General features: G+C 67.1%; 14 protein-coding genes. 7 read left to right on the top strand and 7 right to left on the bottom strand.

Features of this window, described 5'->3' with window-relative positions; translation table 11 throughout:
• Positions 1 to 10: 10 nt before the first annotated feature.
• Positions 11 to 1,798 carry a DUF4153 domain-containing protein gene (locus ACW5IY_RS05075; RefSeq protein ID WP_049434432.1) on the top strand — a complete coding sequence of 596 codons (1,788 nt, stop codon included), beginning with the start codon at positions 11 to 13 and terminating at the stop codon, positions 1,796 to 1,798.
• The gene (locus ACW5IY_RS05070; protein ID WP_049434429.1) at positions 1,795 to 2,340 is read left to right on the top strand and encodes a DNA-3-methyladenine glycosylase I; all 546 of its coding nucleotides are present in this window, start codon (positions 1,795 to 1,797) and stop codon (positions 2,338 to 2,340) included. The genes ACW5IY_RS05075 and ACW5IY_RS05070 overlap by 4 nt, the downstream gene beginning before the upstream one ends.
• 86 nt (positions 2,341 to 2,426) lie before the next feature.
• Here the strand turns inward: ACW5IY_RS05070 and ACW5IY_RS05065 are convergent, their stop codons facing one another.
• Complete coding sequence (locus ACW5IY_RS05065; RefSeq protein WP_029379885.1) at positions 2,427 to 3,134, bottom strand: YitT family protein; 708 nt, start codon at positions 3,132 to 3,134, stop codon at positions 2,427 to 2,429.
• A gap of 109 nt (positions 3,135 to 3,243) precedes the next feature.
• Entirely contained in the window at positions 3,244 to 3,456 is a 213-nt protein-coding gene (locus tag ACW5IY_RS05060) for a DUF4287 domain-containing protein (RefSeq protein ID WP_049434426.1), read from the bottom strand.
• Positions 3,457 to 3,866: 410 nt separating this feature from the next.
• Here ACW5IY_RS05060 and ACW5IY_RS05055 point away from each other — a divergent pair, with 410 nt between their 5' ends.
• The gene (locus ACW5IY_RS05055) at positions 3,867 to 4,763 is read left to right on the top strand and encodes a LysR family transcriptional regulator (RefSeq protein ID WP_049434668.1); all 897 of its coding nucleotides are present in this window, start codon (positions 3,867 to 3,869) and stop codon (positions 4,761 to 4,763) included.
• A 79-nt stretch (positions 4,764 to 4,842) separates the two neighbouring features.
• On the opposite strand, the gene ACW5IY_RS05050 is transcribed toward ACW5IY_RS05055, so the two are convergent.
• From ACW5IY_RS05050 to ACW5IY_RS05040, 3 genes are all read right to left on the bottom strand, one after another.
• Positions 4,843 to 5,826 (bottom strand): aldo/keto reductase, encoded by a 984-nt coding sequence (locus ACW5IY_RS05050; protein WP_049434424.1) that lies wholly within the window; start codon positions 5,824 to 5,826, stop codon positions 4,843 to 4,845.
• A 121-nt stretch (positions 5,827 to 5,947) separates the two neighbouring features.
• Positions 5,948 to 7,111: a PilT/PilU family type 4a pilus ATPase gene (locus ACW5IY_RS05045; RefSeq protein ID WP_049434422.1), complete on the bottom strand. Its 1,164-nt coding sequence runs from the start codon at positions 7,109 to 7,111 to the stop codon at positions 5,948 to 5,950.
• A 79-nt stretch (positions 7,112 to 7,190) separates the two neighbouring features.
• Complete coding sequence (locus ACW5IY_RS05040; protein ID WP_006422551.1) at positions 7,191 to 8,228, bottom strand: type IV pilus twitching motility protein PilT; 1,038 nt, start codon at positions 8,226 to 8,228, stop codon at positions 7,191 to 7,193.
• Between the two features lie 87 nt (positions 8,229 to 8,315).
• On the opposite strand from ACW5IY_RS05040, the gene ACW5IY_RS05035 reads away from it, so the two are divergent.
• Positions 8,316 to 8,993, top strand: a complete 678-nt coding sequence (locus ACW5IY_RS05035) for a YggS family pyridoxal phosphate-dependent enzyme (RefSeq protein WP_049434420.1) — start codon at positions 8,316 to 8,318, stop codon at positions 8,991 to 8,993.
• Positions 8,994 to 9,011: 18 nt separating this feature from the next.
• A complete protein-coding gene (proC, locus tag ACW5IY_RS05030; protein WP_049434418.1) occupies positions 9,012 to 9,833 on the top strand; it encodes a pyrroline-5-carboxylate reductase in 822 nt (273 codons plus the stop codon).
• 59 nt (positions 9,834 to 9,892) lie between these two features.
• Here the strand turns inward: proC and ACW5IY_RS05025 are convergent, their stop codons facing one another.
• Positions 9,893 to 10,768: a LysR family transcriptional regulator gene (locus tag ACW5IY_RS05025; RefSeq protein ID WP_049434416.1), complete on the bottom strand. Its 876-nt coding sequence runs from the start codon at positions 10,766 to 10,768 to the stop codon at positions 9,893 to 9,895.
• A gap of 98 nt (positions 10,769 to 10,866) precedes the next feature.
• Here ACW5IY_RS05025 and ACW5IY_RS05020 point away from each other — a divergent pair, with 98 nt between their 5' ends.
• On the top strand, positions 10,867 to 11,469 hold the full coding sequence (locus ACW5IY_RS05020; RefSeq protein WP_019336939.1) for a short chain dehydrogenase: 603 nt from the start codon (positions 10,867 to 10,869) through the stop codon (positions 11,467 to 11,469).
• A 73-nt stretch (positions 11,470 to 11,542) separates the two neighbouring features.
• Here ACW5IY_RS05020 and soxR read toward each other — a convergent pair whose 3' ends face one another.
• Positions 11,543 to 11,977 carry a redox-sensitive transcriptional activator SoxR gene (soxR, locus tag ACW5IY_RS05015; protein ID WP_049434414.1) on the bottom strand — a complete coding sequence of 145 codons (435 nt, stop codon included), beginning with the start codon at positions 11,975 to 11,977 and terminating at the stop codon, positions 11,543 to 11,545.
• Between the two features lie 82 nt (positions 11,978 to 12,059).
• Here soxR and ACW5IY_RS05010 point away from each other — a divergent pair, with 82 nt between their 5' ends.
• The gene (locus ACW5IY_RS05010) at positions 12,060 to 13,430 is read left to right on the top strand and encodes an MFS transporter (protein ID WP_049434412.1); all 1,371 of its coding nucleotides are present in this window, start codon (positions 12,060 to 12,062) and stop codon (positions 13,428 to 13,430) included.
• Positions 13,431 to 13,438 lie beyond the last annotated feature (8 nt).

Raw genomic sequence — 13,438 nt, 5'->3', positions numbered from 1 at the left:
AAGGTCATCGATGCAGCCCTCTTCGCCCCTGACCCTGCCGGCACGCAGCGCCATCGTCCTGATCGCCCTGCTGCAGGGTCTGATGCTGTATGCCGCGCAGGAACTGTCCGATGCCTGGCCGTTCCGCGATATCGGCTGGCGCTACTGCTGGTACGCCTGGGTGCTGGCCATTCCCAGCGCGGTGGCGCTGAGCCTGGTCGAGCTGGGCCAGCGCCGCCTGTGGCTGCAGGCCGCGCTCGGCTCGGCGGTGGTGCTGGCGTTGGCCGCCTGGATCGGCTGGAACCTCAATGGCGAGACCGCACTGGAATCGGGCGCGCTGCAGTTCCCGCTGACCCTGGGCATGGCCGTGGCGGTGTTCGTGGCCCTGCCCTGGTGGCAGTTCCAGCTGCAGCACGGGCATTGGCGTGCCAGCTACCCGGCGTTGTTCGAGCGCGCCTGGCAGAACGGTCTGACCCTGGCCCTCGCCGCACTGTTCACCGGGCTGACCTGGCTGCTGCTGTGGTTGTGGGCGGCGCTGTTCCAGCTGCTGGAGGTGACGTTCTTCCGCGACCTGTTCCGGCAGGACGCGTTCATTGCGCTGGCCACCGGCAGCCTGGCCGGGTTCGGCGTGCTGATCGGGCGCACCCAGCACCGCGCGATCCAGATCACCCGCCAGGTGCTGTTCGCGATCTGCCGCGGGCTGCTGCCGCTGCTGTCGTTCATCGCGGTGCTGTTCGTGCTGAGCCTGCCGCTCACCGGGCTCGAGCCGCTGTGGAAGACCCGCTCGGCCGCCAGCCTGCTGCTGGTGCTGTCGCTGTTGCTGGTGACGTTCACCAATGCGGTCTACCAGCAGGGGGAAGACAGCGCCCCCTACCCCCTGCTGCTGCGACGCCTTGTTGAAGCCAGCCTGCTGGCGCTGCCGGTCTACGCGGCGCTGGCACTGTACGCGCTGGGCCTGCGCGTGGTGCAGTACGGCTGGACCGTGGACCGGTTCTGGGCAGTACTCGTCGCGTTGGCCGTGGCCGGCTATGCCGTGGGCTACGCGCTGGCGATGCTGCGCCGGCAGGGGCGCTGGTTGCAGATGCTGGAGCCGGTCAACCGCTGGATGTGCTGGGCGGTGCTGGCACTGGCATTGCTGGGCAACTCGCCGCTGCTGGACCCGGTGCGGCTGACCCTGTCCAGCCAGCTGGCGCGGCTGCGCGCGGACCCGCCGGCAATCACCAGCAGCGACGTCAACGTGCTGCGCTTCGATCTTGGGCGCCGTGGCGTGCAGGCGCTGCGCGAGCTGCAGCGTGATCCGGCCATCACCGCCGATGCCAACGCGCCACAGGTGATCGCGGCAGCGCTGGCACGCACGTCACGCTGGGACGACGGACAGCGCCTCGACAAGGGGCCGCAGGACGTCGTCGCCCTGCAGCGCGCGCTGAAACTGGCCAAGGGATCCAGCTCGCCACCGGACGATTGGTGGCAGGCACTGGCCACACGTTCGATCAATGGCGAATCCTGCGCCCAGAGCGAGCGCGACTGCCTGATCGTGCATCGCGACCTGGACGGCGATGGCACCGGCGAAGTACTGCTGTGCGAGCTGTACACCCACCGTGGCCCGGACTGCGTGCTGTATGCACGTGGCAGGGATGCCCAGTGGCGCCGGGCCGGTTCGCTGTTCGGCACCGTCAGCGGCCAGGCCGAGGCGATCAACCAGGCCCTGCGTGATGGCGAACTCACTCTTGTGCCACCGCGTTGGCCGATGCTGTCCATCGGCGGACGCCCTGCGCTGGCCATCGATCCCGAACCCGAATCCAACGAGTCTTCCCCATGAGCGGCTACTGCCTCATCGCCCCGGGCCATCCGGTGCACGACTACTACCACGCCAACGAGTACGGCTTCCCGCAGCGTGACGAGCGCGAACTGTTCGAGCGGCTGGTACTGGAGATCAACCAGGCCGGGCTGAGCTGGGAAACGATCCTGAAGAAGCGCGAGGGTTTCCGCGCGGCCTATGACGGCTTCGATGTGGACCGCGTGGCAGCGTATGCCGAGCAGGACATCGAACGCCTGCTGTCGGACGCGGGCATCATCCGCAACCGGCTGAAGGTACTGGCGGCGATCCACAACGCGCAGGTGATCCAGCAGCTGCGGGCCAGCCATGGCAGCTTCGCGGCGTGGCTGGATGCGCATCACCCGCTCAGCAAGGCCGACTGGGTGAAGCTGTTCAAGAAGACGTTCCGCTTCACCGGCGGCGAGATCACCGGCGAATTCCTGATGAGCCTGGGCTACCTGCCCGGCGCGCACGCCGAGAATTGCCCGGTGCATGCGCGGCTGCTGAAGCTGTCGCCGCCGTGGCTGAAGGCCGCCGGCGGTTGATCGGCGCTCGTGCCAGCCACGCATGGCGTGGCTCTACTGCATGCTGCGGGTGATCTACACGTTCCCGGCGAACGCGGAGAGCGCGATCACACGCCCATGTAGCGGCCGGGGCGGTGGTTGAACATCAGCACCAGGCTGAGCACCACCGCGCCGATGGCCGAATACAGCACCTTGGAAGGCGACAGCACGAAGAACGCGGCCACCATCAGGCAGGCGTCGTAGGACATCTGCACCTTGCCCGCGCTCCAGCCACGGGTGCGCTGCAGATACACCGCCAGGATGCCGATACCGCCGAGGCTGGCACGGTGACGGATGAAGAACAGGATGCCCAGGCCGGACAATGCGCCACCGACGATCGCCGAATACAGCGGGTGGATGTGCGAGAAGTCGATCCAGCGCGGCAGCAGGTCGGTCAGCACGCCGCAGGCGGTGACCGCGGCGAAGGTCTTCAGGGTGAATTCCCAGCCCATGCGCCGCACCGCCACCCAGTAGAACGGCAGATTGACCAGCACGAACACCACGCCGAAGTTCCAGTCCAGCGCGTAATGCAGCAGGAACGCCATGCCGGCCATGCCGCCGATCATCAGCCCACTCTTGGCGAAGATGGCCAGGCCCAGCGAGGCCACCATCGTGGCCAGCACCATGCCCTGCACATCCTCGGCGATCGAGTGGCGCAGCGCTTTTTCGTCGGCGGTGGTACCGGCGCTGTCGGGCGGCGGGGTCAGCGGACCGGCGGTGACCAGGTGGCCGTCAGCGTCGTCGCACGGCGCGGGGCCATGGGAGGGAAGGGACATGCGGATGGGGAACAGCAGGTGGGGAGCGGTATTAGACACGATCTGCATGACAGTTGCAGATGAAATCGTTCAGCTGAATGCGACTTGCCCTGCCCCGGCCCGCCCCTGCTCAGCCCTTGCCGGCCAGATGATGTGCCACCAACACGTTGGCATGGCCATGGCCCAGCCCATGCTCACTTTTCAGGAAGCTGACCAGCTCCATGTGTTTCAGGCCCTTCTTCCCCGCCAGCAGCCCGAACCAGTGCGCCACCGGCTGCCCGTAGGTCTTCTCGATGGAGGGGAAATACGAGGCCGGGCCATTCGGCTTGGTGTCAGTGCTCATGTGCAGCTCCCGTTGTTGAAGTCATTCATTCGACGAACCACAGACGCAGAAATCGACACCCCCACACGTCCGACCCAGTGCCGACCGACGGTCGGCACCCACCAAAGCAGAATGCCGTTCCAACAGCTCACGGGAAACTGTCGAAGGCGGGGTGGGTCCGGTTGAGGGGGCGTGAGCCGCATGGGCCCGAGGCATGCCTCGGGCGGGTTGGGCAAGACGCCCAACCCCGGTCTTGCCGTGTGCGCAGGACAGCGCACACGAGCAAGCGGCGACCGAGCCTACATGGACGTATTTACGGCGTCCCCCTCAACCGGACCCACCCCGCCATCCCACGGAATGCACGCATTTGACGTTGACGTTGCCTTGGCTTGAAGCAGGTGCCGGGCGCAGCCCGGCCGTATCATCCCGTCATGCCCCGCGAAAACCTCAACGACCTGCAGGCCTTCGTCCACGTTGCCCGCGAGGGCAGCTTCACCAAGGCCGCCGCCCAGCTGGGCATATCCCAGTCCGCGCTCAGCCATGCCATGCGCGGCCTGGAAGAACGTCTCGGCGTGCGCCTGCTGACCCGCACCACCCGCAGCGTCTCCACCACCGAAGCCGGCGCCCGCCTGCTCGATACCCTGGGCCCACGCCTGGCCGAGATCGAGGATGGGCTGGCCGCGCTGGCCGAATACCGTGAACGCCCGGCCGGCACCATCCGCATCAATGCCACCGGCCACGCCGCCGAGTACATCGCCTGGCCGCGGCTGGCGCCGCTGCTGCAGCAGTATCCGGATTTGAAGGTGGAACTGGCCGCCGACTACGGGCTGGCCGACATCGTGGCCGAGCGCTATGACATCGGCATCCGCCTCGGCGAGCGGCTGGCGCGCGACATGGTCGCTGTGCCGATCAGCCCGCCGCTGCGCATGCGCGTGGTCGGCGCGCCCAGCTACTTCCGCCAGCATGTGGTGCCACGGCATCCGGACGAGCTGGCAGATCACAACTGCGTCACCCTGCGCCTGCCCACGCATGGTGGGCTGATGCCGTGGGATTTCGGCCAGGATGGCAACGAACTGAGCGTGCGCGTCACCGGCCAGTGGACCTTCAACACCATGGGCATGACCCGCGCCGCTGCGCTGGCCGGCAGTGGATTGGCCTGGCTGCCGGAAGACCAGGTGCAGCCGATGCTGGACGATGGCCGGCTGCAGTCGGTGCTGGATGACTGGTGCCCGCACTTCGATGGCTACTACGCATACTACCCGTCGCGCCGCCACGTCACCGTGGCGATGCGCACGGTGCTTGATGCGCTGCGTGGGCCGATGGGGTGAGGGTCAAGGAGTGCGGACCAACGGTCCGCACCCACCACCAACGGTGCGCACCTACCAACGGTCCGCAGCCACCGGGTGGTCAGCCCTTGGCCTGCGCCGCACGCTGCGCGTTGTAGCGCTCGCCGACGATCGACACTTCATCCAGCGCCTGTGCGATGCGCTGCAGTTCCTCCGGCGCCAGCTGCAGGTTGGCCGCGCCCAGGTTTTCTTCCAGGCGATGGATCTTGGTGGTGCCCGGAATCGGCACGATCCACGGCGCCTGCGCCAGCAGCCAGGCCAGCGCCACCTGCGCTGGGGTCGCGCCACGTGCCGCAGCAATCGTACTGATGCGATCCACCAGCGCCTGGTTGGCGCGACGCGCTTCCACTTCGAAACGCGGCACGGTGTTGCGGAAGTCGTTGGCGTCGAACGTGGTATCGGCGTTGATCGCGCCGGTCAGGAAGCCGCGGCCCAGCGGACTGAACGGCACGAAGCCGATGCCCAGTTCCTGCAGGGTCGGCAGCAGTTCGCGCTCCGGTTCGCGCCACCACAGCGAGTACTCGCTCTGCACGGCGGCCACCGGCTGCACCGCATGCGCGCGGCGCACTGTGGCGGCACTGGCCTCGGACAGGCCGAAGTGACCGACCTTTCCTTCGGCGATCAGGTCACGCACGGTGCCGGCCACATCCTCGATCGGCACGTTCGGGTCGACGCGATGCTGGTAGAACAGGTCGATATGATCGGTGCGCAGGCGCTTGAGGCTGGCTTCGGCCACTGCACGGATGTTCTCCGGGCGGCTGTCCAGGCCGGTATCGACGCGCGCGTCCTTGAAGCCGAACTTGGTGGCGATCACCAGCGTGTCGCGGTACGGCGCCAGCGCCTCACCGAGCAGGTCTTCATTGGTATACGGGCCGTACACTTCGGCGGTATCGAAGAAGGTCACGCCGCGTTCCACCGCAGCGTGCAGCAGGGCGATGCCCTGGCTGCGCTCGACCGGTTGGCCATAGCCATGGCTCAGGCCCATGCAGCCCAGGCCCAGGGCGGAAACCTTCAGGCCACTGCGGCCGAGTTCACGTGTCTTCATCGTCATGCTCCAGAGGGGGAGCGCTGACGATACGCCTGCAGGGGCGCTGGATTGAACCGACTGGATGGCAGTCGGTCATGACTGGAATTCATCAATCCGGTCACGACCGAAGCCAGCCGGGTCACCGGATCTCGGAGATCTCCACGCCGTCCAGCCCCTGCGACAGGGTGCGCGCGTCACCGCCCTGGCTGAGCTTGATGCGAAGGCGTACCTCGTTCTGCGAATCGGCGTAGCGCAGTGCGTCCTCGTAACTGATCTCACCGGCCTGGTACAGCTCGAACAGGCTCTGGTCGAAGGTCTTCATGCCCAGCTGGACCGAGTCCTTCATCACTTCCTTCAGCTTGTGGATCTCGCCGTCGCGGATGTAGTCCTGCACCAGCGGCGTGCCCAGCAGGATCTCCATCGCCACCTTGCGCGAACGGCCATCGGGCGAAGGAATCAGCTGCTGCGCGACCACGCCTTTGAGATTCAGCGACAAGTCCATCAGCAGCTGGTTGCGGCGGTCTTCCGGGAAGAAGTTGACGATGCGGTCCATCGCCTGGTTGGCGTTGTTGGCATGCAGGGTGCACAGCACCAGGTGGCCGGTTTCGGCAAACGCGATGGCATGGTCCATGCCTTCGCGGGTACGCACTTCGCCGATCATGATCACGTCCGGTGCCTGGCGCAGGGTGTTCTTCAGCGCCGCTTCCCAACTGTCGGTATCGATGCCGACTTCGCGCTGGGTGATGATGCAGCCCTCGTGCTTGTGCACGAATTCGATCGGGTCTTCGATGGTGATGATGTGGCCGGTCGAGTTCTGGTTGCGGTAGCCGATCATCGCCGCCAGCGAGGTCGATTTACCGGTACCGGTGGCGCCGACGAACAGGATGATGCCGCGCTTGGTCATCGCCAGCGTCTTGATGATCGGCGGCAGGCTCAGTTCTTCCACGGTCGGGATGCGCGTCTCGATGCGACGCAGCACCATGCCGACCTGGTTGCGCTGGTAGAAGCAGCTGACACGGAAGCGGCCGACACCGGACAGGCCGATGGCGAAGTTGCATTCGTGGGTCTTCTCAAACTCCTCGCGCTGCGCCGGGGTCATCACGTTGAGGACCAGATCACGGCTCTGCTGCGGCGTCAGCGGGGTCTGCGTGATCGGCGAGATCTTGCCGTTGACCTTCATCGCCGGCGGCATGCCGGCGGTGATGAACAGGTCCGAGGCGCGCTGGTGCGCCATCAGCTTGAGGAACGAAGTGAAATCGATGGTGGTCGCGGTGGTGTTCACGGCGGGCTCCCAATGGGGCATGTACCAGGAAACGGTCGGTGGAGGAAACGGCGCGGGAACGGCGGCGCACTGGCGCACGCCGCCCCGTCGCGGCTCCGCCTTACTCGAACAGGCGCTTGTCCTTGGCGTAGTCGCGGGCCTGGTTGCGGGTGATCAGGCTGCGCTTGACCAGGTCCTGCAGGTGCTGGTCCAGGGTCATCATGCCGTACTGCTGGCCGGTCTGGATGGCCGAATACATCTGCGCCACCTTGTCCTCGCGGATCAGGTTGCGGATGGCCGGGGTGCCGACCATGATTTCCCACGCAGCGGTACGACCGCCACCAACCTTCTTCAGCAGCGCCTGCGAGATCACGGCACGCAGCGACTCGGACAGCATCGAGCGCACCATCGGCTTTTCGCCGGCCGGGAACACGTCGATGATGCGGTCGATGGTCTTGGCCGCCGAGCTGGTATGCAGGGTGCCGAACACCAGGTGGCCGGTTTCCGCGGCGGTCAGTGCCAGGCGGATGGTTTCCAGGTCACGAAGTTCGCCGACCAGGATGATGTCCGGGTCCTCACGCAGCGCCGAGCGCAGCGCTTCGTTGAAGCCATGCGTGTCACGGTGCACTTCGCGCTGGTTGATCAGGCACTTCTGCGAGGTGTGCACGAATTCGATCGGATCCTCGACGGTGAGGATGTGGCCGTATTCGTTCTTGTTAATGTAGTCGATCATCGCCGCCAGCGTGGTCGACTTGCCCGAGCCGGTCGGACCGGTCACCAGAATCAGGCCCTGCGGCTGCTGGATCACTTCGCGGAACAACGGCGGGCAGGCCAGGTCCTCGAGGGTGAGCACCTCGGACGGAATGGTACGGAACACCGCACCGGCGCCGCGGTTCTGGTTGAACGCGTTCACACGGAAGCGCGCCAGCGACGGAATCTCGAAGGAGAAGTCCACTTCGAGGAATTCCTCGTAATCGCGGCGCTGCTTGTCGGACATGATGTCGTACACCAGCGCATGGACCTGCTTGTGGTCCAGGGCTGGGATGTTGATCCGGCGAACGTCGCCGTCCACGCGGATCATCGGCGGCAGCCCTGCGGACAGGTGCAGGTCGGACGCTTTGTTCTTTACGGAAAACGCCAACAGTTCGGCGATATCCATGAGCGGCTACTCCCCAATAACGGCTTCGACTGGAAGGATCTTTCCCCGGGCGGCAGTATAGCCTCCTGATTCAACGGAACGCGTTACGTGGCCACTCCCCTGCCCCAGATCCTGAGCAACCTGCATGCCGCCGCCGAGGCCGCGGGCAGGCCCGATCCACGCCTGCTGGCGGTGTCCAAGACCCAACCGGCCGAGGCCGTGGCTGCGCTGGCTGCACAGGGCCAGCATGCCTTCGGCGAAAACTATGTGCAGGAAGCACTGGCCAAGATGCAGGCGCTGCAGCACCTGGCACTGGAATGGCACCTGATCGGCCACCTGCAGTCGAACAAGGCCGATGCCGTGGCCAGCCATTTCGACTGGGTACAGAGCGTGGACCGCCCCAAGCTGGTGACTGCGCTGGCACGCCATCGCCCGGCCGCGCGCGGCCCGCTGAACGTGCTGATCCAAGTCAACATCGACGACGAATCCAGCAAGCATGGCTGTGCACCGGAAGAAGTGGATGCACTGGCCGCGGCGATTACCGCTGAGCCCACCCTGCGCCTGCGCGGACTGATGGCGATTCCCGCGCCGTGGCCCGAGGCCGAGCGCCGTCGGGATGCATTCGTGCGCATGCGCACACTTTTCCAGTCGCTGGCTGCCCAGCACGCGCAGATCGACACGCTGTCGATGGGCATGAGCAGCGACTACGCCGAAGCCATCGCCGAGGGTGCCACCCTGGTGCGGATCGGCACCGCCCTGTTCGGCGCGCGCCCGCGCCCGGCCTGATTTTCCGAGGAGACTTCCATGGCAGCTGATTCCATCACCTTCATCGGCGGCGGCAACATGGCGCGCAGCCTGATCGCCGGCCTGATCCGCCAGGGCACACCCGCCGCGCACATCCACGTCGCCGAACCGGTGGCCGAACTGCGCCAGGCGCTGGCCGCCGACTTCGGTGTGCAGGTGCATGACAACGCCGCAGATGCCGCCGCGCAAGGTGGCACCTGGCTGCTGGCGGTGAAGCCGCAGGTGCTGCGTGAGGTCTGCCAGTCGCTGCGGGCACTGGCCCAGGCAAACCAGCCGTTGGTGGTGTCGATTGCCGCCGGTATCACCAGCGCGCAGCTGGAACGCTGGCTGGGCGGCAACCTGCCGGTAGTGCGCGCGATGCCCAACACCCCGGCCCTGCTCGGCGCCGGCGTGACCGGCCTGTTCGCAACGCCTTCGGTGGATACGCGGCAGCATGCACAGGCCGAGAAGGTGCTGGCCAGTGCCGGGCGCACGGTGTGGATCGACAGCGAGTCGCTGATGGATTCGGTGACTGCCGTCTCCGGCAGCGGACCGGCCTATGTGTTCCTGCTGGCCGAGGCGATGGAAGCGGCGGGTATTGCCCAGGGCCTGCCGGCCGACGCCGCGCGCACGCTGGTGGTGCAGACCCTGCTGGGCGCCTCGCGCATGCTGGATGAGGCTGGTGAGAGCCCGGCGGAACTGCGCCGCCGCGTGACTTCGCCGAACGGCACCACCCAGGCCGCGATCGAGAGCTTCCAGGCCGGTGGCTTCGAGGCGCTGGTGGACACCGCACTGCGCGCCGCGCAGGTGCGTGGGCAGGAACTGTCTGCGGCGAATGATTGATCCCGATGCGTGCCGACCAACGGTCGGCACCCACCGTCATCCACGCCTGGCGTGGATGCTCATTGCCCCAATGTGGTCATGACGAAATCGACGAAGCACTGCAGCCGCGGGCGCGGCCTGCGGTCGGGCAGGTAGATCAGGTGCATCGGCCGTGGTTCGGGCAGGTAGTCGCGCAGCAGCGGCTTCAACCGACCTGCTGCGATCTCCGCCGCCAGCAGTGCGGTCGGCTGCAACACCAGCCCCGCGCCGGCCACCGCGGCTTCGCGCAGCGCGACACCATCGTTGCAGGTGAGCCGCGCCTCCCAGTCCACCTGCTGTCCATTGGCCAACTGCCAGCCATGCCCGCCGCGCCAGGCCAGGTGGCTCAGGCAGTCGTGCCCCTGCAGATCCGCGGGCGTACGCGGCGTGCCGCGCCGGCGCAGGTAGGCTGGCGCCGCACACAGGCTCATCGCATACGGTGGCAGCGGCCGCGCCACCACCTCCTGCGACGGCAGTGGCCCGACCCGGATCGCAACGTCGAAGCCGTCCTCGATCAGGTCCACACGGCGGTTGCTCAGATCCAGTTCGATGTTCAACTGCGGCTGCGCGCGCAGCAGGCCGGCCAGTTGTGGCGCCAGCACGCAGCTGCCCCAGGTGGTGGGTGCGCTGACCCGCAGCAGCCCGCGTGGCTGTATCTGCAGGCCGGCCACATCGGCCTCGGCCTGCTGCACCTGCTCCAGCACTTGCCGGCACCCGGCCAGGTAGGCACTGCCGGCTTCGGTCAGGCGCTGGCGGCGGGTGTTCCGTTGCAGCAACGCGGTGCCCAGGTGCGCCTCCAGCTGCTGGATGTACTTGCCGACCATCACCGCCGAGACCTGCAGCTGTTCGGCGGCGCCGGCGAAGCTCCCGCGCTCGGCCACGGCAACGAAGGCCTGCATGCAGCGAAGGGTATCCATTACTAATCCAGAATTAGGAATCTGCGAAGCATACGCCGCTTACCTAACTCCACTGTGACGGCGCAGACTGCGCTCACCCCCTCACGCAAGGAACGGCCATGAAGATCCTCCTCGTCGGTGCCAGCGGCACGCTCGGCCAGGCAGTCGCCCACCAGCTCGGCCAGCAGCATCAGATTCTCGCCGCCGGCCGCAGCAGCGGCGAACTGCGCGTGGACCTGACCGATGACGCCAGCGTCGCCGAACTGTTCGCGCGTACCGGCCCGGTCGATGCGGTGATCTCCACCACCGGCTCGGTGCACTTCGGACCGTTGCAGCAGATGACGCCAGCACAGTTCAACATCGGGCTGCAGGACAAGCTGCTGGGGCAGGTGCGGCTGGCACTGGCCGCCCAGCACCACCTCAACGCCGGCGGTTCGATCACCCTGACCAGCGGCATCATCAGCGCCCAACCGATCCGCGATGGCGTCAATGCCACCGCCGTGAACGCCGCACTGGAAGGCTTCGTGCGTGCGGCAGCACTGGAGCTGCTGCCACGTGGCCTGCGCATCAACGTGGTCAGCCCGAACGTGCTGATCGAATCGATGGCGGCGTACGGCCCCTACTTCCCGGGCTTTGAAGCGGTAAGCGCGCAACGCGCGGCGCTGGCCTTCCAGCGTGCAGTGGAAGGCATCCAGAGCGGCGAGACGATCACGGTCTGGTAAGAAAAAAGGGGACGGAGGGGATTAAGTCGTTAATGCACAAACGACATAATCCCCTCCGTCCCCTTTTCGCGGGTCACTCCCAGCGCATCGGGCCGTCGCCGCGTTCGCCGAGGACGTCACCGGGGTTGGCCAGGCGGCAACGCTGCAGCGACAGGCAGCCACAGCCGATGCAGCCGGTCAGTTCGTCGCGCAGCAGTTCCAGCATATGGATGCGCTCCTCCAGCTCGGTGCGCCAGCGCGCGGACAGCTTGGCCCAGTCGGCCTTGGTCGGTGCGCGCCTCTCGGGCAGGCTTTCGAAGGCACGGCCGACGGCTTCCAGTGGCATGCCCACCCGTTGCGCGACACGGATCACGGCCAACCGTCGCAGCACGTCACGGCTGTAGCGACGCTGGTTGCCGGAGGTGCGCAGGCTGCTGATCAGCCCCTTGCGCTCGTAGAAATGCAGCGCGGAAACCGCCACGCCACTGCGCTGGGAGACTTCGCCAACGCTGAGTTCCTGGGAAACCATTGCTTGACCTAAACTGCGGTTGAGGTGGCATGCTGCTATCTTCGCCGCCAGTTGACAAGCGCGGCCCGCATCTGACTCGTATATGTCCCCCACTCTTTCGCCCGCCGACGCCCGTGCGCCGGCTGATACGTCGATCCTGTCCCCGCGCTACCGCGCCACCACCATCGGCATGGTGGCGCTGGTGGCGCTGCATGCCTTCGAAGCCCTGGCGGTGGCGGCGGCCATGCCGACCGTGGCCGAGGCACTGGATGGCCTGCGCCTGTATGCGCTGGCCTTCGGCGGCACCCTGGCCACCAGCGTGATCGGCATGACGCTGGCCGGACGCTGGGCCGACCGCCACGGGCCCGCCAGGCCGCTGTGGTACGGCCTGGCCTGCTTCGTACTGGGCCTGCTGCTGGCCGGCTTCGCGATGCGCATGGGCATGCTGGTGGCCGGGCGGCTGCTGCAGGGTTTCGGCGCGGGCGCGATCTCGGTTTCGCTGTACGTCATGGTCGGCCGCAGCTACCCCGAGCACCTGCAGCCGAAGGTATTCGCCGCGTTCTCGGCCGGTTGGGTGGTGCCATCGATGGTCGGCCCGGCATTGAGCGGCCTGATCGTGCAGCACCTGGGCTGGCGCTGGGTGTTCCTGGCGGTGCCATTGCTGGCGGTTCCGGCGGCCCTGCTGCTGCGCCCGGCACTCACGCGCATGCAGCCCACCGATGGCGGCCTCGCCGACGATGGGCGAGGCAACGTGGTGCGCTGGGCCAGCGGTGCCTCGCTGGCGGCGTTGTTGCTGTACTTCGGCGGCCAGCAGCAGGGAGCAGCGGCCCTGCTCTGTATCGGCGTGGCGATGCTGGCGCTGCTGTTCTGCGTACATCGACTGCTTCCGCCCGGAACACTGGTCCTGCGCCGTGGCCTGCCCAGCGTGATCGCGCTGCGCGGCATCGCGGCGGCCGCATTCTTCGCGTGCGAAGCCTATCTGCCGCTGCTGCTGCAGCGCGAACGCGGACTGTCGCCCAGCTGGGCCGGCGCCGTGCTCAGCCTCGGTGCGCTGGGCTGGTTCGCCGGTTCATGGCTGCAGGGTCACCAGCAGCGTGGCTGGTCGCGCCAGCAGCTGCTGCGCACGGGTACGTCATTGATGACCGTCGGCATCGCCGCCACGCTGGCGGTGCTGTTCAACGTGGTGCCCCTGCCGGTGTCGCTGCTTGGCTGGGCCGTGACCGGCTTCGGCATGGGCATGATCTACGCCAGCCTGTCGGTGCTGACGCTGTCGCTGTCGGCGCCGCAGGAGCAGGGTGCCAACACCTCGGCACTGCAGCTGAGCGAAGCGCTGTCGGTGACCACCGCGCTGGCGGTTTCCGGCGCGCTGTTCGCGTTGTTCGTGCAAAGCGCACCCCACACCGGTTACGTGTTGTGCCTGGCGATCACCTTCTGCCTGGCGCTGCTGGCCACGGTGATCGCGCGGCGGGTGTAACGCCGCCG

Source organism: Stenotrophomonas sp. C-A, assembly GCF_054030835.1.
The sequence above is the reverse complement of the archived record's forward strand: the minus strand, read 5'-3'. Positions and strand labels throughout refer to the sequence as shown.